The organism is Microcoleus sp. C2D2 (genome assembly GCF_036702495.1).
In the GTDB taxonomy this organism is placed as follows: domain Bacteria; phylum Cyanobacteriota; class Cyanobacteriia; order Cyanobacteriales; family Microcoleaceae; genus Microcoleus.
In genome coordinates, this window is record NZ_JAUBTO010000067.1 from 13220 (window position 1) to 33396 (window position 20177).

Consider the following 20177-nt stretch of genomic DNA (forward strand, 5'->3'; position numbering starts at 1 on the left):
TCCTGCGGCGATCGAAAATGCTTTGCATCGTTGGGTGGCTTTACAAGTTAACCCAAAGCAGGGGAACTGGATCGCTTCTGAAACAACATAATCCAGAGAATTCATAATTACTATTTTTTTCGGCCTCCGCAAACACCTCTTCTGTGATTGCACGAAAATTTACTCCCGCTAGTTTGGTCACTTGAGTTTTTTCTTTATAGTTCCGATAAAAATGTGTAGGGGTGATATGAATGACAACACCATTACAAGCAAATTCCCAGTGGTTGTTGTATGACCGATGTTGCCGGGCCATTGTTCCCTGCGCTCTACTACCTGGACGAAAAGTTTCTCCAGCGAATAAATTGAATTTACTATATCTATGACGCTTAAATTTTAGGCTTGTATTTGTGTTTTGGTTTTGTTTGATGTAGTCTTTGATCTTAGCTGCTGTTCCCTGAGAAGACAAATTTTGCCAATCATATTTGAGATGGACTTTGAGGAGCGTGTCAGGAGCTTTAGGTTCCATACCGAAAATAATTAGCCGTCTTGAAAAGTTTTTTAGAAAATCTCTTAACACAATTTCTGATGGGATGACAGCAGGTGTTTCAACTTCTGTATTGTTCAGCAAAGGCTGGAATCTTTTAATTAAGCCTTTTTCTGCTTCACCCAAGTTTTCTTCATTCCATGCTTGCCAAGCCAGTCTAACAGGAAACTCTTGGTCAATTTCTTCTAACTTATGGATGCGGTGATGATTTCTCCATCTTGCCACCAAATTCTTAGCTTTCCCTATATAAAGAACTCTATTATTTGCATCTATAGCAAAATATATAGCTGCACATTCAGGTAACTGCTTACGTTCAGATAAAGGAATTGAGGGTAACTGCAAAGGATTAAGCATACTGGACATTTGATGATTCTTAGCTAATCACTAATTATAAATTAATAATAAACTATTGCCAAGAATTTTTGTGTCGAGTGCTACTCGTTTTCCTTTGTAGGGATGGATCTCAAATGTGTGTTGTTCGGTGCTGATAATCTTTGGTATAATAATTTCAAGAGCAGTTTTTCCATAAATATCCTCGACAAGTATCACAAAGTGCATTTATTCACCTTTTATCTAGATAATCGCTGTACCAAAGTCCGCCAAGGGGCAATCCTTCAGAAACAAGGTTATTAATGAGAGAATCTTCGCTAGCTCGTCTGATTGTAGAAAAACCATCCTCGCCCTTTTCAAGTACCCAAACCTCGTCAGGTTCAAGAGCATCTATAAAATAGGGTTGATGTGTTGTAACAAATACTTGCGATCTACTTCTTCGAGCTGTAGCGTGTTCTCGAAATTCTCGGGCTAGAGTTTCTAAAAGCTTATGGTAAAGTCCGTTTTCTGGTTCTTCAATGCACAAAAATGGCGGTGGTGAGGGGTCTTCTAAAAGAAGGAGATAGGCAAATACCTTCAGTGTTCCGTCTGACATTTGTTGAGCATAAAACGGTTCTTGAAAACCTCGATCGTTGAACTGCAGCAGAAGTCTACCGTCTGGACTTTTTGCGGTGCTAATCTTTTCCACCCCTGGAATCTTACTAGAGATTTTTTGCAGAATAGATTGGAATTTCTTAGGATGCTCTCTCTCCATAAATTGAACCACATTTCCTAGATTATCTCCATGAATATTCAAATGTTTTTGTGGTCCAGCCAGAGGTAAGCTACGGGCAGCGTCTGGTGTGAAATAGCTGAGATACCATCCTTCGATAAATCTACGAAATGCGGAAATTCTTGGGTGTTGTTTGAGCGCTCCCAAAGTAGCAATTCCCAGTTTTCGATTGTCGTCAAGTTCAACTATTTCCTTTTCTTTACTTTCTTCTGATGTCTCACCTATTTGGATTTGTTCTATTAAATTATTTACATCAAATTCTCCTCGATCTTCATCAATTAGCTGACCTACTTCTTCACCTTTCCATGCTACACCCTTACCTTTATCTAGAATCAAAAAAGAAAAAGGTTGTCCTCTGTCTTGTCCTTCTCTCCGTTGTCTAAGTCTTTCTTTTTTTACATACGGTCTGTCATAAGAGTCAAGGTCTATTGCCAACTCATAGGTGATTGGTCGAGCTTTACTATCCTCTTTATAGTAAATCTGAAACTCAACACTTCCCTTTTGTCCTTGCGATCGAATTCTCTCGAAACCTCCCCGCCCATTGGCATCACAGGCTTCTTCGACTCCCCCTTTTAAGCAGTCGGCAAGAAAGCCAAAAGTGTCAAAAAGCGTGCTTTTGCCAACACCATTTTTACCGATAACGGCTGTCATTGGCGTTAGTGGGTTGGCATTTTGCGTATTCCACAGCTTGCCCATAGTAATATCACGCAGCGAGCGGTAATTTATTACCCTAAATCCTTCTATTTTTGCCACTTAAGTTCCTTTGCTCCATTAGGAATGTTATAAGTTACTCTAAACATATAACAATTCTAAATGAGTCGTAAATTTTTTACCCCACCCCAACCCTCCCCTTAGTAAGGGGAGGGAGTAAGAAATTTACAAATGATTTAGGATGGCTATATAACAATTCAGTAACTCTAACATTATACTTGATTTTACTTATTGGCTAGCATCTGCCCAAGCGCATTGAGGCACTTTCCAAATTGCCAGCACTATCAAAACACTGCAAACTAGCTGCCTGAATCGATATCCGCTTGTCTGTTTTTGTTTCGTCATCTACGTTATGGAATATTTTGTAAAAATCAGCGTAACATTTCTCTAGCCCTACCCAATTTAAAACGATGCCAGCACTACTAATTTCTCCCAAACTCCTTAGTTTTTTTCGAGGTATTTTATAGTATAGCGATCGCTAACTAGGTAGGTGCAAACTCACATCTTACACCATTCTCAAGAACGGGCAAGATGCCCGTTCCACAAAAGATAAATTTTATTGTGGAACAGGCATCTTGCCTGTTCATAAAAGCCTTATTGAGAATGGTGCAATATCTCAGTGCAAATAAACTTTACAATGTCACAGAATGTAAAGCTCTCATAACAAGAGCGATTGCTTCGTTAAGCTGCAAACGTTCTCAGTGCTTGCTTTACAGATTATTAAAATTTATGGAAACCTCAAATCGGGACGCAATTAAATTGTAGACCAAGTGTATTTCTCAGGTAAAATCGAGTCTAATCCTTTAATTGCTGAGGCATAATCTCATGCCCATTCCCAAACTCAGTGAAACAACGATCGAGCTTCACACCTCGGCCCAATCCCTCAAGCGGGGTGAAGCTTACTATTTAGCGGGCAATGTTACTAGGGCAGTCCGGCGTGGCAACATGGTTCAAGCAGTAGTGGAGGGTTCCGAAGTAGAACCCTACCGTGTTACCCTGCCCTTTGATGATGCCGGATTAGCCTCTACATTATTCTGCACTTGTGCTTACGATAACGGTGGGTGGTGTAAACACATTGTGGCGACGCTGTTATTGTGTATGCGGCAACCAGAAATAATTGAGCAGGGCCCGACACTGGAACAATTGCTCGATCGCCTCAACGATGTACAAACCCAGCAATTAATACAGCATTTAGTAAAAAAAGAACCATCACTCATTGATGCGATCGAACGATACATTAACTTAAGTGCTATTCCTGCACCTTCAAACCAATCTACCAAAGCACCCCGCCACACCTCTATCGATCCTGCTCCCTTTCGGCACCAAGTACGACGAATTTTGCGAGAGGCTGTGAGTTATTTCGAGAATGAATGGGAGGAAGAAGACCCGATTACAGAAGAACTTTTAGATGTTATTCAGCGAGCCCAGGAATTCAGCGCACAGGGGGATGGCAACAACGCTTTAGTAATTTTAGAAGCCATCACCACAGCCTGCGTTGAAGATTGGGATGACGTAGCAGAATATGGCGCTGAAAGTTGTGATATAGCTAACGCTTTGGATGAAGCTTGGACAGAAGCCATTTTGACGGCTCAACTAACTGCTGAAGAAGAGATCGATCTCCAGGTGATGTTAGAAGCTTGGCAAGATGAATGGGATTGTGATTTCAGCATGAGCTTGGAAGCTTTACGCCAAGGTTGGGACGACCCCCTACTCCAACAGGTACTTGAAGGAAACATTACTGGGTCAGGAGTTTGGGCTGGTGACGCACCAGACTGTGCTCGCGACTTAACTTTGATTCGCTTGCAAATCCTCGATCGCCAGGAACGCGATCGAGAATACTTATACTTAGCCCAAGCAGAAGGTTGTACTCAACAATATTTGACGATGTTAACTCGTTTGGGGAGAGTAGAAGAAGCCGTGGAAGCTGCGGCTACCCAGATGCAATCAGCGGAAGATGCTTTTGCTCTCGTTCAAACTTTAAAGCAACAGGGAGCCTTAGAACAAGCTCTGAAAATTTGTCAAGCTGGGTTAAATTTGTCAGGTCATTGCCATTACCAACTGGCAACATCGATGAGTGAGTTGGCTGTTGAGTTGGGCGAAGACGAACTTGCGTTAAATGCTAGAATCCAGATATTTAAAATCGAACCGTCCTTTAGCGATTATAGTTTAGTGAAGGAGTTAGCAAGAGATAGTTGGTCAACTTTGAAAGCAGATTTGTTAGCAACTCTGAAAACTCATGAAAGTTGGAAGTTTACTGAGGCGAAGGTTGATATTTTTCTGGATGAGGGAATGATTGAAGATGCGATCGCCCTTGCTGATGGCTTGAGTTATTACCACTCAGCACTGATTCACCGAGTAATGGGGGCTGCGATCGGCCACAGTCCCGATTGGGTAATCGCCAATGCTTGTCGGCGTGCTGCATCGATTATGGATCAAGGGAAATCAAGCGAGTACAATCTTGCGATTAAGTGGTTAGAAAAAGCCCGCGCTGCCTATTTACAAACTGGGCAAAATCTTCAGTGGTCTGCTTATCGTTCTCAACTGATGCAAGTACACAGCCGGAAGCGGAAGTTGATGGAAATGCTCAAAAGTCCCGATTTAGATTGAGCCTTAAGTTTACCGTAAACCCAAGTGAAAGCGACCAAACCCAGGAGCGAATAAACCTTACTTAAGTTTTGCTTTCGCGGCCCTAGATTCCACTGTGAATCCTGGAATATCTTGCAGTTCTGTTTCGCTCAAACTGTACTGTTCGCAAACTAAACTCAAACGAGTTCCGGTACTTTTAACGGCGTTGACAGAGTGAGTCAAATCTCCTTGAAAATAGATCAGCGAGTTGGCTTGCGGCTTAATCTGCCCGACTTGCTGTTTGTTGCGCCGCAGTATCAACTCTCCCCCTTGCAAGTTCGGCGGTACTTGTACGTACAAAACGCTGACGGCTGCGGGAGGTTCAACTGTTTTGCAGTACGATCGCAAAGATCGATCGATATGCGGATCGACGCGGGAACCTTCACCCAGCAACAAAGGGTTGAGGTAAAAAGCATTGCATTCAGGCTGTAATGCTTGGTCTAGATAGGGCTTGAACAAAGGGAACCGCCGTTCTACTTCGGCGATTTCCGCACGTTGAAACACTACGGAAAACCCTTTTGTGCCAATGAAATCGCGATTCAGGTTGTTGATTGCTAGATAAGGGGAGGCTAGAATTGCTCCTCGCAAGTCGTTGAGGTAGTCGATCGAGAAAGCGTTAGGATGTTGGCTGTAGTATTTCAAGGCACTCAAAAATCATCAAAGTTTAAGGAAACAGCAGATAGAAATGCAGCAATCGCTCAGAATTGGGATTGCTTCGTTCCTCGCGGATGACATAATAATCTTGATTTGGGTCCGCGTACTTAAGTCAAAGGTTTTTCTTAACTGCGGGCGATCGCCCGGAAGTGTCGCAACCGACTAGCAACTGCCAAATATTACTATACAGGCGATCGACCGTTAGTGCGCTCGACCGATGGCAAAACTCAGACCAACAAATCCTTTAACCCGCTATAAGTAAGGGGGAGGTGCACCTCGGCGCACCCTAAGAGGGGATGCGATCCCTCGGCACCCAGAGGTTTTTGATTTATTAATGAACTAAAAACTTGTTAACTTTTTAATTTCAACCTCAAAACTCACAAATCCAAATTAAAAACTATTTTTAGTATTAGCTAGCGTGACGAAATTTCTGTCGAACAGGAATCTCGATCGCAAACTCTGTTCCCTCACCCAGAATAGAGAAACAATCCAGCTTTCCCCCATGTTTTTCAGTAACAATTTGATAGCTAATCGACATCCCCATTCCCGTTCCTTTGCCAATCGGTTTAGTTGTGAAGAAAGGATCGAAAATGCGCTGCTTAATCTCTTTCGATATACCCGAACCGTTATCGACGATCGCAATCTCCACCCACTCAGCATCGATTGCAGAGGTTCGGATGGTAATTTGACTGGGATTTTCTTTAATTTCCTGGTACTTCCGCCGCGCATTATTCTCTTCCAAGGCATCAATAGCATTGGAGAGAATATTCATAAACACTTGATTGAGCGGGCCTGGATAGCACTCCACCAGCGGTAGAGAAGCGTAGTTTTTAATCACCTGAATTTCCGGTCTTTCTGAGCGAGCTTTGAGGCGGTGCTGCAAAATCATCAGAGTGCTGTCGATCCCTTCATGGAGGTTTACTGCTTTAATATCAACTTCATCCATGCGGGAAAAGTTGCGAAGCGACAGCACAATTTGGCGAATGCGATCGGCTCCCATTTTCATGGATGCCAGTAATTTTGGTAAGTCTTGTTGCAAAAATGCCAAGTCAACAGCATCGGCTTCGGCTTCAATTTCAGAAACTGGATTGGGATAATGTTTTTGATAAAGTCCAATCAAGCTTAGTAGGTTCTGAGTATATTCATCGGTGTAAGTAAGATTGCCGTAAATGAAGTTTACAGGGTTGTTAATTTCGTGGGCAACTCCGGCTACCAGTTGACCGAGGCTCGCCATTTTTTCAGTCTGTACTAATTGAGCTTGATTGCGATGCACATCCTGTAGGGTTTGCTCTAGCCCCTTTGTTGCTTGTTCGCTTTGCTGACGTTTGAGTCTGGTTTGTACGAGAAGCCAGGAACCGATCGCAATTAATCCTGTGAGTCCAACAAAAAGGAGTAGCAGTTGATTGCCGATTGCTTGCGATCGCTTAGTTAGAACCTCTGTTGGAACGTGAGCAACCAGTTTCCAGGAGTAGGATTTGGCATTTACTTGAGCAGGACTAGAACCGAAAGCATGAGCCGAACCCATACTTGAGTACGCTCCTAAAATGTCTAGCAATGGATAAATAGTCGCGAAGGTGTATAGCCCCTCATTGGTATGAAATTGCCCAGTTTGTCGATCGCGGATCTGCTGCCATGTTGTAGGAAAAGACTTAGCAAGCGTGCGATCGCGGCGATCGTCATACATAAAGCCCCACTCCTCTTCCGGCTTTTTACCTTTCAGCCAATATCCTTCAGAATTTAGCAGCAGTACGGTTCCAGAAGATAGCGAGTTCTTTTGGGATAAGTCTTGGAGAAACGCTTCAGCCAGATAATTGAGTACAACTATTCCTCGCTTACGCCCTTGAGCATCAAATACAGGGGTTCCAAAGCGAATCATGGGTTTCAGAGGTTGCTCTATCTTGCCGAAGTCGATATTTAAGTCCAGAGGTGAGATGAACACCTGACCTGCTTGCAACGCAAAAGTATCTTTGAACCAGTAGCGCTTAGACTGATTTTGCAATTTTTTATCGGCTACGATACTAGGTTGTCCTCTATTAAAATTGACCCTCACTACTTCCTGTCCAGTCAGATCCAAAAACCGAATCTGATCGTATTGCTGTTTTTGTTGAGACACAACCAGGTACTCTTCTGCCAGGGCCGAGCGAAACTCCCTCAGAATGTCTTGGTTACTTGCCGGATCGACAATGACCCGCAGTTCATGCTGTTGCGCCAATATCATCAAGTCAGCCCGAATTGAGCTAAAACGGTTGGCAAATAATGCTGTTTTCACCTCTACTTCACGACGTTCTGAGCTGGCAATTTCGCTCTGAACCAGATTAGTCTGAATTTGATAAAAGGTGATAAATCCTGTGCCGACTACTGCCGTCAAGGGTAGAAAAAGAGTAAGAAATTGTTTTGCTGTACTGCTGAGATAGTTGTGGAAATCCGGCTGATTTTTGGGAGGCCAGAATCTGAGAGACTTCAGCATAAAATTAATTTCTTAACAGGATATTTGTTAAACTTTGAGCGATGCTACTTTGAAGCATTGAACACTGGTTACTTCTAGTTTCTAGTAGAGTTCCCTATAAATGCTAGGCTTGAACAGAATTGATGCGATCTTGGTCTCACGGCTTAATTGAGCAGCAGTAGATATCTAGCTTAATTCAAATCATAGCTTTTTGTCCACTCCCATGATTTGTTATACAGCCATAGCTTAATAATTATTTAAGCTTTGCGATCGCCAATAACTTCTATGGATTTACCAATGAAGCTAACCCTTTCTGCTTGCCTAATCAGAGCATAGAGATTTGCTTTATTTCCCTTCAGCGCTATCTAGAGCTAGAGCATCGACAATGTACCTAACGGTACTTAAACAAATTTCAAGCCCAAATAGAGCATCGAACTAGCTTTATAAGCGGAGAATACGTCCCCATTTTCATTCAGCCACTTGACAAACCTAAAAGATATTGCTGTCCGAAATGCGGAGTTGCTGAGTTAGAGTATGAATAGGAGGAATAATTTATGCAATGCCCAGAATGTAAATCAACGCATATCCGTAAAAACGGCAAGAAGAAAGGAAAACAGAATCACATTTTTGTCCAATGTGGTCGTCAATTCATTAATCAGTATGAACCCGATCGAGGTTATAGCGAGAGCATCAAACGTGATTGCCTAAAAATGTACGTCAATGGTATGGTTTACGGGCGATAGAACGAGTTAAGGGAGTTCATCATACCGGGCGTAATAAATTGGGTAAAACAAGTCGGAAAACTGTTACCAGAGGTTTATGACCCTGAAGTCATTCCAGAAGTTGGTGAGCTCGATGAATTACAAACTTATGTAAAAAAAAATAGACAAAATCTGGTTGTGGACAGCGGTTGACCACTTTCAACCAGGAATTTTAGGATGGGTATTAGGGGATCGTGCGTGCTAAGACATTTGAACCATTATGGAACCAAGTAAGTGCATGGAAATGCTACTTTTATGTAACTGATGGATGGTCTGTATATCCCATGTTTATTCCTGATGAGGATCGGATTATTAGTAAGACTTATATGACACGAGTAGAAGGAGAAAATACAAGACTAAGACATTATTTAGCCAGACTACATCGGAAGACTCTTTGTTATTCTAAGTGTGAGAAAATGCTCAAGCATTCTATTAAGTTATTAATAGAATGCTTGAAATTTCACGATATTCCCATTCCTGGGGCATTCATACCTTGATTCAGCAACGCCTTATTTTAACTTGTCCAATTGCAGGGGCGATCGCGTAAATTGCGATCGCATCCGACCACTGTTTTCTCACCGATTTCTTGAGTTTGCTAGCTGGAAAACAAATGGGTGTTGACGCTGTGTAGAAAACATCTTGCTAAAAAAAGCAATCCGTGCATTAGGTCAAAATGCTGGGAGGGCGATCGGCAATATCTAACGGGCAACAAAACGTTAATAAAGTTTACACAGAGAGGGCTATCAAAAAAATACCAGCAGTCGCATCATTTACTAAGTAATTAGTCAGAGAAAATTAATATTTCACCGGGTGGAGGAAAGCAAGGGTGCCTGGTATAATTAAAGAGTAAGTGAAAAAAACCAACTCGCTTAAACAATATGGCAACAACATTGTACGAGAAAATGGGTGGAGAGTCAGCCATTAAAGAGATTGTGGATGATTTTTACCGCGATGTTTTGGCTGACGAGATAGTGAGCCACTTCTTCGATCATACAGATATGGCAAAGCAGCGCCGCCATCAAACTGCTTTTATCTCTTATGCCCTCGGCGGCACCAAGCAATACTCAGGCCGTTCAATGGAGAAAGCACACGCAGGTTTGAATTTACAGCCTGAACACTTTGATGCGATTGTGAAGCATTTGACCGATGCCATAATTGCCCACGGGGCGTCGCAAGAGGATCTCGATGCAGCGCTAGCTAAGATCGCAACTTTGAAAGAGGCTGTTTTGTACAAGTAATAAGCTGTTGTGCATTTAAATTGTATATTTCGAGTCCCGATCAAAAATCGTCAAATCCTCTCCCCCTCTCCCCTTCACCCCCTCTCCCTCTCTAATACCATAGGCAATCTAGATGCAACACAGCTTATCTACAGTCCCGGGCGCATGGGTACCTTCATAACCGAGTTTTTTTTTCCGAAAATACTGCATAAAGATTTTTAATCGCCGTAAAAAACTAAGTTGCTGAAGGTATTGATGCGTAAGTTTTGATCTAGTGAATGCAGCATCGTTGTTAAACATCAATTTCTCATGAAAACACCGAAACAGGTTCTGACAGAGTGGGTAGCAGCATACAATGCACGAGATCCATATATCCTCGCCGCCCTCTACCACGAAGATGCGACAAACATCCAGGTAGCACTTGGCGAACCCCTTCACGGGCGCGAAGTGATGCTTGAGAGTTTTATCTCATTCTTTCAGGCGTTTCCAGACAACTGCACCCATATTGAGAATCTGTTTGAAGACGGTGAGTGGGCGATTTTGGAGTGGAGTGGCACGGGTACATTTCTCGGCGAATTTGCTGGTTTTACTCCGACTGGCAAGAGTTTTACTCTGCGCGGGTGCGGGTTCTTCCACGTTGTAGATAGTAAAATTCAATTTCAGCGTGGATACTTCGACAAGTTAACGTGGTTCACTCAAATCGGTATACCAATTACTTCGGAAAGTGACGGCGCAGCATATAGTAATCCTAAATGAGTGGTAAATTTTTTACCCCACCCCAACCCTCCCCGATGCCTTGGGGAGGGAGTAAGAAATTCACAAATGATTTAGGATTGCTATAACAATCCTGTTGCAGCTAAGGTGCAGAGTCTTTGCGCTTCGCTTAGATTCGATCGCCGCCCAACAGGGTTGTTTGACTAGCATTGAAAATATTATTTTCGATGGGTAAGTAGATGTCGCTTTGAACGCGTTACTACTCCCCGATTGCTCGCAGATGATAGAACTTGATATTAAGCTGTCACGCATTTAAATTGCATATTCAGGGCGGGCGAGACGCCCACCCCACAAGACACCGAATTGTTTGTTGACATTCTATTTAAATGCCGCAACAACTTACTCGTACATTTTGTAATTTTGCCGATCGACTTGTCCAGCGCCCTTGAAGCTGTTTTAAACCTCCGGCGGCAAGTCCACGCTGTAGAGAATTTTGCCTTCCAGGTTGTGCAGCGCCACAGTCATCACCTGACTGTCGCCATTAATTTTAACCGTACCAAAGAACTGAAAACCTTTTGTAGGAGGTAGATTTTCTACTTCTGGCAGCGACAAACTTTGGAACTTAACAAGGGGACCAAAAGTATTGTCAAGCTTATTTGGTCCGTAAGTTCCAGCGTGAAGCGGCCCGGCAACAAACTCCCAAAACGGTTTAAAATCAGTGAATTGAGCTTGACCGGGATCGTAGTAGTGCGCGGCAGCATAATGCACGTCAGCGGTCAGCCAAACGACATTTTGGATATTGTTTTGCTGGATAAAGCGCAACAATTGGGCAAGTTCGAGTTCGCGTCCTAATGCAGGACCATCTCCATTGGCGAGGTTCTCAAATTTGCCGCTGTCTTTGCCATCTTCAATCACCAATCCGATCGGCATATCGCTAGCAATTACTTTCCACCTTGCCTTTGAATTCTGCAATTTGTTCTTTAACCAGCTAACTTGGGCATTACCCAAAAACGCTGTTTCTTCACTGGCTGCTGTCTGACGGTTGGTAGTGTTTAGTCCTCGGTAGCTGCGCATATCCAGCATAAAAATTTCCAGGGAAGAACCGTAATTGAACGAACGGTAAATCCGTTCTGGGTCGTTGGCATCGAAGCGCATCGGCGTATACTCCATAAATGCTTGCTTGCCTCGCGCTGCCAGTAAAGAACTGCTTTTGACTTTGTAGCGGTCATCGCTAATTAGCATCTCGCCGGGATACCAGTTGTTTGTAGTTTCGTGGTCGTCCCACTGAACTAGCTGAGGCACTTCGGCGTTGAAGCGCCGGATGTTATTGTCTAGCAGGTTGTAGATGTAATTTCCGCGAAACTCTGTTAAGGTTTCAGCTACTTTTGACTTTTCTTCTGTTGTGATGTTTTTCCAGATGCTACCGTCGTCAAGTTTTACCTCAGATTTAATCGGACTATCTGCATAGATGCAATCGCCAGAATGAATGAAGAAGTCTGGTTTAAGCTGCCTGATAGTTTCATAGATTTTCATCCCGCCCCATTCAGAATTGATACCCCAACCCTGTCCGGCGGTGTCTCCCGACCAGGCAAAAAAGATGTCGCGCTTGCTGTTTGGAGGTGTGCGGAAACTCCCGGTAACGGGGGCGCTGTAGATGTTTGGATCGGCTAAATTCTGGAAGCTGACTCGGTAGAATATTTGCCGGTCGGCTGGTAGGTCAATCAGGTTAATACGCGCCGTGTAATCGCTAGTTTCCAAGGCTGCAGGTCCGATGATGCGCTGCACGTTGCGGAAGGAGTCGGCGGTGTCATATTCGACTATCATCCGGGAGGAGCGATCGCACCGACTCCAAATCACCGCACTGTTGCCGGTAATATCACCGCTAGCAACACCGTATGGAATGCTGGGGCGCATCCGATCCGAGGTAATAATTGCCGGTGCAGAAGATTGTGCTAACCCAGATTTCGATCGCAGGTTTGCGACAACAATACCGCTACCTGCAATTGCCGAACCGATTAGAAAATGGCGGCGGCTGAGTTGGTCTTGTTTTTTACGTTTCATGGCTACCCTCATGTTTAAAAATACCGAGACTGTACTTGGGCTAATTTGTGATGTACGCAACAATCAGCAAATTCACCGCTGTTCCTGAGACGCCCCGAACTGTGAGGAGGAAAACAAGTCCCACAGAGAAAGGCAGGTTTTCTATCAAGTTTTAGTTTACCCAAAATAAAGGTAGTAGGCGATCGATGAAAAAGCAACTATCTAGACCACCAAACCACGATATTAACCATTTGTATTCGCTTTTTCCTCTGCTAGTTTTTTCGCTAAATTAGCAGCAGCTTCAAAAGAATCATATAAACCTTGACTAGCTACTTTGTTCCGAACATCCAATGGGATTAAGCTGTCGCGCATTTAAATTGTATATTCAGGGCGGGCGGGACACCCCACAAGACTTTGGTTTTTTTTTGACAGACAATTTAAATGCCGCAACAGCTTAAACCTGATTCATTCAATAATTCGGCTACCCCGAATTTTAGTAGCAACAGTTTATCGGAGTGAGATAACTCTTTGAGCAGGGGTTAAATTTCGGTAAGAGCCATAAGTTAAAGGTTTAATAAACTTAGGTAACATTTATTTTAGATGCTTTAGCTCTCACCTGTACAATACTCCCAGGCGATCGGGTTAATCAGGCGGTGGCTCGGACGGAGCGGAGATATTGGGGTTTTGCTGCATGAGATCGATCGTTGTAGTTCAGCCTTTTGCCAGATGACAACCCTTAACTCCTGAAAGCAAAATCGATAATATTTCTAGTCAGAGTGTATGCCACAATACTTCGGAAAACTCCAAAAAACTGAACAGCCTTGGTCAACGATCGGCTCAGTACAATCTATAAGTAAGAGCGATCGCACAATTCACTTTAATTGCGGCGAAACTTCCCTAAACATCAGCATCCTCGCACCGAATTTAATCCGAGTGCGAATGTCCCCGACAGGTGAATTCAAAAGCCGATCGTACTCAATAACCCTCGCTAACGAAGAGTGGGAAATTATACCATTTGAAGTGCGAGAAACAGACGAAAAAATAGAAATTGAAACATCACAAATATTGATTTCCGTAAAGCGATCTCGCTCTGCAATCGAATGCTTTGACAAATCGGGAAAACCCTTTGCTAGCGACTGCGAGCCCAGTATGGGATGGCGCACCGGGGCAACCGCAGGCTGGAAACGCATCGAAGCAGAGGAACACTTCTACGGTTTCGGCCAACGCACCGGCTTTCTCGACAAACTCTCCGAAGTCAAGACAAACTGGACAATAGACGCGCTTGACTACAATTCCCTCAGCGATGAAATGTACCAGGCGATCCCATTTTACATCGCCCTGAATCCCGATCGCGCTTACGGCATCTTTTTCAACACCACATTTTGGAGTCAGTTCGACATCGGCGCCCAACAACCGGGAGTTTTGCGGATGGAAACCAGAGGCCGGGAACTCGACTACTACATCATTTACGGCCCGGAACCCGCCCAAATTCTCGCCACCTACACGCAGTTAACCGGCCGGATGCCGCTTCCGCCAAAATGGGCGCTGGGATACCACCAATGCCGCTGGAGCTACGAATCCGAGGACGTTGTGCGGGAGTTGGCAAAGGAATTTCGCGATCGGGCGATTCCCTGCGATGTCATCCACCTCGACATCGACTATATGGACGGCTACCGCATTTTTACCTGGAGCCCGAAGCGTTTCCCCGATCCCGCGAAACTGATCGCAGACTTGAAAGCAGCCGGTTTTAAGGTTGTCACGATTGTCGATCCCGGTGTCAAGTACGAACCGGAAGGAGATTATGAAGTATTCGATCGGGGTGTGGAAAATGACTATTTCGTCCGCACCGCCGAGGGAAGGCTATTCCACGGTTACGTTTGGCCCGAAAAAGCGGTGTTTCCCGATTTCCTGCGGCCGGAGGTGCGCCAGTGGTGGGGCGAATTGCACAAAAACCTTACAGATATGGGCGTTGCGGGGATTTGGAACGACATGAACGAACCTTCGATCGCCGAACGGCCTTTTGGTGACGGCCACCAACACATCTGGTTTCCGCTGGATGCACCGCAAGGCCCGGCATCCGAGGGCGCCACCCACGCGGAAACGCACAATTTGTACGGTTTAATGATGGCGAAAGCTTGTGCGCAGGGGCTGCAAAAAGTGCGATCGGGCGAGCGATCTTTTGTGCTGACGCGATCGGGTTTTGCGGGCATTCAGCGTTACTCCTCGGTATGGATGGGCGACAATCAATCGCAGTGGGAATACTTAGAAATGTCGATGCCGATGCTTTGCAATATGGGGCTTTCCGGCGTGGCGTTTGTCGGTTGCGACATCGGCGGTTTTGCGGAGAATGCAACCGCCGAAATGTTCGCGCGGTGGATGCAGGTGGGAATGCTGTATCCCTTGATGCGCGCTCATTCGGCGATTAGTACGGCGCAGCACGAACCGTGGGTTTTTGGCGATCGCACTGAGAAGATTTGCCGCGAATACATGAATTTGCGCTATCAGTTGTTGCCTTATATTTACACGTTGTTTTGGGAAGCTGCGACGGCGGGAACGCCGATTTTGCGACCGCTACTTTATCACTTTCCGCGCGATCGGGCAACTTATCACCTTTACGATCAAGTATTACTCGGCCCGTCGCTGATGGCTGCACCTGTTTACCGCCCGGGAGTTGAACACCGCGCCGTGTATTTGCCGGAGGGGACTTGGTACGATTGGTGGACGGGCGAATGCTATCAGGGCCCGATGCACATTTTGGCTTATGCACCTTTGGAGAGAATGCCGCTTTACGTGCGGGGTGGGGGCATAATTGCGATCGCACCTGTGAGGCAATTTGTCAGCGAAGAACCGCTTGAGTCATTGAAAATGCGAATTTGGCCCGGAAGCGGTGAATGGACGCTTTATGAGGACGACGGACACAGTTTTGAACACCAAAAAGGTGTGTGGTCTACGACTAATTACAAGGTGTATTTGGAAGGGGAAAAAATCATCGTTGAAATTGCCGCGCGCGAGGGCCAATTTTTGAGATCGGAACGCGAAGTTATTGTGGAAGTTGTTGGCGTTAGCGAACAGCGATTTACAGATGACGGTACGGTGCGGCGTTTGACATTTGGATAGTTTTGGCATAAAGCGGTTTATGCTATGGTGGGATTCGTTCAGGGCGATCGCTCGATCTGGTAGAGTTTGAGATGGAAAGGGCGATCGTATCATGGAAAATAGGTGAGTCTCTGATTCCGGTGTGGTGCGATCGAATTCATCAGCCGATAGCAAAGATGTTAGCGGGGTAAAGAAATCCCCAAAAAACAGCCAACAAATTCGGCAAAGGGGTTGGATAAATTGTAAACCTGTCAAGATTGTGGACGATCGGGGAATTGAAAGTTTGAAAATTATTCGATTGCAGCCAGGATTTTTATTTTCGCCAATTCAAACCTTACTCAACAAATGGAGGAATAAACCATGCTAATAGAAGAATATTTTGAATTTTTAGCCGAGGACGACATTCGAGTAAAAGGGACAAGAGTAGGAATAGAAAGCATCCTCTATGAATATATTTATCATCAACGTTCACCAGAGGAAATTATCAAACACTTTTACACTTTGACCCTGGATCAAATTTATGCGACCATCCTGTATTATTTAAACAATAAAGCCGTCTTAGATAAATATATCGAAGACTGGCTAGAATGGTCACACCAACAAATAAAAGCCCAAGAATTAAACCCTCATCCAGCTTCGATCAGACTGCAAAAAATTAAGGAAGAAAGAACAAAAAAAAATGGCGCTCAAGTATCTCATGGATGAAAATGTTGACCCGGTTTATCCTACTCAAATTCGGAGTAAACAAGTAGAATTAATTATTCGGGTCATTGGCGAACCTTTTATACCAGCCAAAGGAACTAAAGACCCTGAAATTTTAGAATGGTGTGAAAAATATGACTTTATCCTAGTCACAAATAACCGTAAATCTATGCCTGTTCACTTAAACGATCATTTGCAAGCCAATCGTCATATTCCTGGAATATTTATTTTAAATGCGAATTTAAGCGTTGGGCAAAACATAGAGGAATTAATTTTGATTGCTGAATGTTCTTTTTTCAATGAATATCAAGATCAAATTATTCATCTACCTATCACTAAAGAGGTTTCATGATAACTCAAGCTATACCCAACTTAATAAATTTTGAGGAGTTTTTGGAAGGGAAGCCAGAAAACGGACGTTATGAACTACATAACACTGAAAGGGTTCAGTCGGTGGTGTTTCCAGAGTTAAATTTGACTACCAAGCAAATTTTAAATGCTGGGTAAAAATTAAATTTATGCTCAACTATTTCTTGATTAGGTTAAAATAATGATTATCTCCCATATAGCTCTGAAAAATTGGCGCAATTTTCAGTCAGTGAATGTTGATTTGCGCGATCGCATTTTTGTGGTAGGCCCTAATGCTTGTGGTAAGTCAAACTTTCTCGATTCATTGCGCTTTTTGCGGGATCTGGCTAAAGCAGGAGGCGGATTGCAGAAAGCCGTGAGCGATCGAGGTGGCGTATCAAAAATTCGCAGTCTTTATGCGCGCCGTTATCCAGATGTAGAAATAGAAATTCACCTTTCCGAATCTAATGCCCAACAGCCATTATGGAGGTATGGGCTGGGAATTAAACATAGAAGAGGCGGCAAAAATGAGCCGATTGTTGCCTACGAACGAGTTTGGAAAGGCGAGGAGCAAATTGTCAATCGCCCTACTCCAGAAGATGAAAATGATGAGCTACGTCTCACCCAGACTTATTTAGAGCAAATTAATACCAATGCAGAATTCAGAGAAATTTCTAAATTTTTAGAATCGATTTTATATTTACATTTAATTCCTCAGCTAGTTCGCCATCCCGAAGCTTTTGCTACCCCTGGACTTTCCGAAGATCCTTTTGGGAGAACTTTTTTAGAGCGAGTTGCTAAAACTCCCGATAAAACCAGAAAATCGCGATTAAAAAAAATTGAAGACGCTTTAAAGCTGGCTGTCCCACAATTGAAAAACCTCACAGATACTAAAGATGTGATGGGAGTTCCGCATTTGGAAGCTGTTTACGAACATTGGCGGCCCGGAGCAGGAAAACAACGGGAAGACCAATTTTCTGACGGAACGTTACGGTTAATTGGTTTACTATGGTCACTGTTAGAATCCGATTCATTATTGTTACTAGAAGAACCAGAACTTTCCTTAAATTCGGCTATTGTTAGCAATCTACCCTCTCTGATTTATCGCCTTCAGCGCCCGAGAAAGCGACAAGTTATTCTCAGTACCCATAGTGCTGATTTGCTCTCAGACAAAGGCATTGGCGGCGAAGAGGTGCTGCTAATGACACCGACTCCTGAAGGAACTCAGGTAAAACTTGCTTCAAGTAATGAACAAATCAAAATGCTATTAGAAGGAGGTTTAAGCATAGCTGATGCTGCACTTCCTCTTACAGCACCGCCCGACATCGAACAAATGAGTTTATTCAAATGACAGATATTCCCATCAATCTAGTGTTTGAGGATGTACTGAGTGAAGCAGTTCTTAAACAAATGCTCAAACAGTCTCAACGTCCCTTTTCAGTGGGACAGTGCTTGAATCAGAGAGGATATGGCAAAATTAAAAAGATTATTTCTGGATTAAATTATGCGGCCAAGGGAATGCCATACTTAGTATTAACTGATTTGGATAATGCAGAATGCCCGTTAGTAATTATTTCAGAGTGGTTAACTCAACCCAAACATCCTAATCTGCTGTTTCGGATTGCTGTTAAAGAAGTGGAAGCGTGGTTACTTGCACATCGAGCGGGCTTTGCCCAATTTCTGGGTATTTCAGTAGACTTGATTCCTGGCGACGCGGATCGAATTCCTGACCCCAAGCAGCTTTTAATCAATTTGGCTAAAAAGTCAAAGAAGCGAAATCTGCGGGAGGCGATCGTCCCCGATCGTAATAGTACGGCAAAAATTGGTAAAGACTACAACGGTCAACTGATCCAGTTTGTCAATCAAAGTTGGCAGGTTGCGTCAGCACAGACTAATTCCCCCAGTTTGGAACGAGCTATGAATGCACTCATAAACTTTCAACCAACCTGGGAAAATTGAGGAGAAAGACCAATACTGCGCCCTGTCTATGCTTGGCAAACAGTTAATAAATACTGTTACAATATAACGGGAGGGGATGACTAGACCCGACACCTACCCACAAACTATGCAACCGATCCAAATTACCACATTCCAAGCTTTGTGGCGCAGCTTGGGCCTGATAATCAAAGCCGCACCAATAGAACTCCGCAATTTAATATTACTCAACATTATCCGCGGTGGTGCCCCCTCTGCCGTCCTATTTTTAGATAAATTAATCATTGATGAAGTATCTCGGTTGCTATCGCAAACCCAAACAGCACAGCCCTTTGCTTTGATGCTTTCCCACCCAATATTGCTGTGGAGTATTGGCGGTGTCTTAAGTCTCAAGTTAATCGGCGACTCCCTGGAAACAATGAGCTCTTTTGCAGCGACATCTTTGCGCGATCGCGTTCAAGGCTTTGTCGAAGGAAAAGTTCTCGAAAAAGTCGCCAATTTCGACGATATTGCCCTGTTTGAAAACCCCGAACTATTAAATATAGTAGAACTCGCGAAAACCGGAGTATCCAAAATACAGCAGCTAGCATTTACCCTCAGCATGACCATCACGGGAATTTTTATATTTATTCCATCTATTAGCCTTGCTGCTACCATAGCTTGGTGGGTGCCAGTCCTGATGTTGATTTCATCATCTCCCTCAATTTACATCAAAAGAAAATATAGCAGAATCATCTGGAGAGTTCAAAAAAAGCAAGCTAAAATCAGCCGCGAGATGAACTTATCCGCTAGAGTATTGACCGGGGAAGAATACGCTAAAGAATTGCGTTTGTTTGGCTTGCAGGAACTTTGGCTCAAACGCTGGCAGGGTCAGTTTTTGGAGTTTTTTAGCGAGATGCAGCGCATCCGAAAAAAAGGAGCAATTGTTGTACTTTTCTGGTCGGTGTTTAGTAGAATAGGAGTAGCTTTGCCATTTGTTTATGTGGTAATGGGAGCTTTGGGAGGGCGCTATACTTTGGGGGATGTGGCGCTTTATTCGGGTTTGATTGTCCAGGTGGAGCAAAGTTTGCAATTATTGATTGGCAATTATACTAATTTGTACGATATTTCCCTCGGCGTTAGTCCGATTTTTCAACTGTTGGAACTCCAGCCAGAATTGCAGTCTCCGCTTGTGGATGTGGCGTCTCGCCTGCCTACTTTACCAGATGGCAGGCAAGATGCCCCTGCCACAAGTCAATTACCAAGTCACGGGCAAGATGCCCGTCCCACAAGTCAATTACCAAGTCACGGGCAAGATGCCCGT

Annotated in this window: 14 protein-coding genes and 2 pseudogenes; 10 read left to right on the forward strand and 6 right to left on the reverse strand. The window is 44.0% G+C overall.

Annotated features, from left to right (window positions below; translation table 11 throughout):
• Positions 1 to 40: 40 nt before the first annotated feature.
• Both QUB61_RS21080 and QUB61_RS21085 read right to left on the reverse strand, forming a co-directional pair.
• On the reverse strand, positions 41 to 877 hold the full coding sequence (locus tag QUB61_RS21080) for a GIY-YIG nuclease family protein (RefSeq protein WP_333127969.1): 837 nt from the start codon (positions 875 to 877) through the stop codon (positions 41 to 43).
• A gap of 208 nt (positions 878 to 1085) precedes the next feature.
• Positions 1086 to 2378, reverse strand: coding sequence for an AAA family ATPase (locus tag QUB61_RS21085; RefSeq protein WP_333127971.1), 1293 nt, complete (start codon positions 2376 to 2378; stop codon positions 1086 to 1088).
• 783 nt (positions 2379 to 3161) lie between these two features.
• Here QUB61_RS21085 and QUB61_RS21090 point away from each other — a divergent pair.
• Positions 3162 to 4943, forward strand: coding sequence for an SWIM zinc finger family protein (locus QUB61_RS21090; protein ID WP_333127972.1), 1782 nt, complete (start codon positions 3162 to 3164; stop codon positions 4941 to 4943).
• Between the two features lie 57 nt (positions 4944 to 5000).
• Here the strand turns inward: QUB61_RS21090 and QUB61_RS21095 are convergent, their stop codons facing one another.
• Both QUB61_RS21095 and QUB61_RS21100 read right to left on the reverse strand, forming a co-directional pair.
• The gene (locus QUB61_RS21095) at positions 5001 to 5612 is read right to left on the reverse strand and encodes a 2OG-Fe(II) oxygenase (RefSeq protein ID WP_333127975.1); all 612 of its coding nucleotides are present in this window, start codon (positions 5610 to 5612) and stop codon (positions 5001 to 5003) included.
• A gap of 412 nt (positions 5613 to 6024) precedes the next feature.
• Complete coding sequence (locus QUB61_RS21100) at positions 6025 to 8082, reverse strand: ATP-binding protein (RefSeq protein WP_333127978.1); 2058 nt, start codon at positions 8080 to 8082, stop codon at positions 6025 to 6027.
• Positions 8083 to 8615: 533 nt separating this feature from the next.
• Between QUB61_RS21100 and QUB61_RS21105 the strand changes: the two are divergent.
• The 3 genes and pseudogenes from QUB61_RS21105 to QUB61_RS21115 all read left to right on the forward strand — a co-directional run bounded on the left by QUB61_RS21105 (position 8616) and on the right by QUB61_RS21115 (position 10795).
• Positions 8616 to 9319: pseudogene (locus QUB61_RS21105) on the forward strand (IS1 family transposase).
• Positions 9320 to 9700: 381 nt separating this feature from the next.
• A complete protein-coding gene (locus QUB61_RS21110; protein WP_333127981.1) occupies positions 9701 to 10060 on the forward strand; it encodes a group 1 truncated hemoglobin in 360 nt (119 codons plus the stop codon).
• Positions 10061 to 10348: 288 nt separating this feature from the next.
• The gene (locus QUB61_RS21115) at positions 10349 to 10795 is read left to right on the forward strand and encodes an ester cyclase (protein ID WP_333127983.1); all 447 of its coding nucleotides are present in this window, start codon (positions 10349 to 10351) and stop codon (positions 10793 to 10795) included.
• Positions 10796 to 11209: 414 nt separating this feature from the next.
• Here the strand turns inward: QUB61_RS21115 and QUB61_RS21120 are convergent, their stop codons facing one another.
• Both QUB61_RS21120 and QUB61_RS21125 read right to left on the reverse strand, forming a co-directional pair.
• Positions 11210 to 12814, reverse strand: a complete 1605-nt coding sequence (locus QUB61_RS21120) for an alkaline phosphatase D family protein (RefSeq protein WP_333127986.1) — start codon at positions 12812 to 12814, stop codon at positions 11210 to 11212.
• Positions 12815 to 13036: 222 nt separating this feature from the next.
• Entirely contained in the window at positions 13037 to 13165 is a 129-nt protein-coding gene (locus tag QUB61_RS21125; protein WP_333127988.1) for a hypothetical protein, read from the reverse strand.
• 408 nt (positions 13166 to 13573) lie between these two features.
• Here QUB61_RS21125 and QUB61_RS21130 point away from each other — a divergent pair, with 408 nt between their 5' ends.
• The 6 genes and pseudogenes from QUB61_RS21130 to QUB61_RS21155 all read left to right on the forward strand — a co-directional run.
• Complete coding sequence (locus QUB61_RS21130; RefSeq protein WP_333127990.1) at positions 13574 to 15910, forward strand: glycoside hydrolase family 31 protein; 2337 nt, start codon at positions 13574 to 13576, stop codon at positions 15908 to 15910.
• A gap of 339 nt (positions 15911 to 16249) precedes the next feature.
• The gene (locus QUB61_RS21135) at positions 16250 to 16594 is read left to right on the forward strand and encodes a DUF433 domain-containing protein (RefSeq protein ID WP_333127992.1); all 345 of its coding nucleotides are present in this window, start codon (positions 16250 to 16252) and stop codon (positions 16592 to 16594) included.
• The gene (locus QUB61_RS21140; protein WP_333127994.1) at positions 16587 to 16943 is read left to right on the forward strand and encodes a hypothetical protein; all 357 of its coding nucleotides are present in this window, start codon (positions 16587 to 16589) and stop codon (positions 16941 to 16943) included. Before QUB61_RS21135 ends, QUB61_RS21140 begins: the two co-directional genes overlap by 8 nt.
• 198 nt (positions 16944 to 17141) lie before the next feature.
• Positions 17142 to 18290, forward strand: coding sequence for an AAA family ATPase (locus QUB61_RS21145; RefSeq protein ID WP_333127996.1), 1149 nt, complete (start codon positions 17142 to 17144; stop codon positions 18288 to 18290).
• The gene (locus tag QUB61_RS21150; RefSeq protein ID WP_333127998.1) at positions 18287 to 18898 is read left to right on the forward strand and encodes a hypothetical protein; all 612 of its coding nucleotides are present in this window, start codon (positions 18287 to 18289) and stop codon (positions 18896 to 18898) included. The genes QUB61_RS21145 and QUB61_RS21150 overlap by 4 nt, the downstream gene beginning before the upstream one ends.
• 106 nt (positions 18899 to 19004) lie before the next feature.
• Positions 19005 to 20177, forward strand: a pseudogene (locus QUB61_RS21155) (ABC transporter ATP-binding protein); the annotation flags it as partial.

Coding starts and splice junctions, on each gene's coding strand:
- QUB61_RS21080 (WP_333127969.1), bottom strand. CDS start 877: ATGCTTAATCCTTTGCAGTTACCCTCAATTCCTTTATCTGAACGTAAG.
- QUB61_RS21090 (WP_333127972.1), top strand. CDS start 3,162: ATGCCCATTCCCAAACTCAGTGAAACAACGATCGAGCTTCACACCTCG.
- QUB61_RS21100 (WP_333127978.1), bottom strand. CDS start 8,082: ATGCTGAAGTCTCTCAGATTCTGGCCTCCCAAAAATCAGCCGGATTTC.
- QUB61_RS21110 (WP_333127981.1), top strand. CDS start 9,701: ATGGCAACAACATTGTACGAGAAAATGGGTGGAGAGTCAGCCATTAAA.
- QUB61_RS21115 (WP_333127983.1), top strand. CDS start 10,349: ATGAAAACACCGAAACAGGTTCTGACAGAGTGGGTAGCAGCATACAAT.
- QUB61_RS21120 (WP_333127986.1), bottom strand. CDS start 12,814: ATGAAACGTAAAAAACAAGACCAACTCAGCCGCCGCCATTTTCTAATC.
- QUB61_RS21125 (WP_333127988.1), bottom strand. CDS start 13,165: ATGCGCGACAGCTTAATCCCATTGGATGTTCGGAACAAAGTAGCTAGT.
- QUB61_RS21130 (WP_333127990.1), top strand. CDS start 13,574: ATGCCACAATACTTCGGAAAACTCCAAAAAACTGAACAGCCTTGGTCA.
- QUB61_RS21135 (WP_333127992.1), top strand. CDS start 16,250: ATGCTAATAGAAGAATATTTTGAATTTTTAGCCGAGGACGACATTCGA.
- QUB61_RS21140 (WP_333127994.1), top strand. CDS start 16,587: ATGGATGAAAATGTTGACCCGGTTTATCCTACTCAAATTCGGAGTAAA.
- QUB61_RS21145 (WP_333127996.1), top strand. CDS start 17,142: ATGATTATCTCCCATATAGCTCTGAAAAATTGGCGCAATTTTCAGTCA.
- QUB61_RS21150 (WP_333127998.1), top strand. CDS start 18,287: ATGACAGATATTCCCATCAATCTAGTGTTTGAGGATGTACTGAGTGAA.